The 649-nt window shown below is 59.0% G+C and carries 1 protein-coding gene and 1 pseudogene; both read right to left on the bottom strand.

Features of this window, described 5'->3' with window-relative positions:
- Positions 1–215 (bottom strand): hypothetical protein (locus F2P46_RS36095; protein ID WP_166899317.1); only part of this gene is annotated, 215 nt, incomplete at its 3' end.
- Positions 215–649 (bottom strand): annotated as a pseudogene (locus F2P46_RS36090) (type VI secretion system tip protein VgrG); the annotation flags it as partial. The gene F2P46_RS36095 and the pseudogene F2P46_RS36090, both read right to left, overlap by 1 nt.

Genomic DNA, 649 nt, shown 5'->3' with positions numbered 1-649 from the left:
CTGATGCTGCGGGCGCGGATGCGGCTCAGGCCGAACGTGGCGATGCTGACCAAGGCGCCGCCGTCGGCGCCGATACCATCGAAGGTACCCACGGCAATGCCGTCTGCGCGTGCGGGCCGCTGCGGCGTTTGCACGATCACGTCATTTAACAGACCTTCCGGCTGCGCAGTTTCGGTGACCGGCAGGCTGCTGCCCGCTTCTTTGGCTTGTTTCATCAGTTCTCCAGAATTTTCTTGCCCTTCAGGGTGATGTTGCCATCAGCCTTGAAGGTTTGTTCGTCGGTGGTTCCCACGCTGAACGTGTGCCCGTTGATGGTGATCGTGCCGTCCGACTTCATCACCATGCTCGCCTTGCCCACCGTAATGGACAATTCATCGCCCGCAGTGATGGAATACTCATTGCCCACCTTGGTCACCTTATGCGTTCCCACAATGGTCGCCATCGCCAACCCCACGTTCAGATCGTACCCAAGCCCCACGTTTTCCATGCGCGCCATGCCGACGTTCTGGATCGACGCAAGGGCAATGGTTTCCGTCTTCATCTTGGCAACAGTAATGGTCCAGGCCCCACCGATGCTATCGGTCTCGTTCTGCACCACGGTCTTGGTCCGGTTCGCCCCAATCGTGATGGTCTCGTTGATCCCCACATC

The sequence above is a fragment of the Massilia sp. CCM 8734 genome (assembly GCF_011682155.1).
Classification (GTDB): domain Bacteria; phylum Pseudomonadota; class Gammaproteobacteria; order Burkholderiales; family Burkholderiaceae_D; genus Telluria_A; species Telluria_A rubra.
The sequence above is the reverse complement of the archived record's forward strand: the minus strand, read 5'-3'. Positions and strand labels throughout refer to the sequence as shown.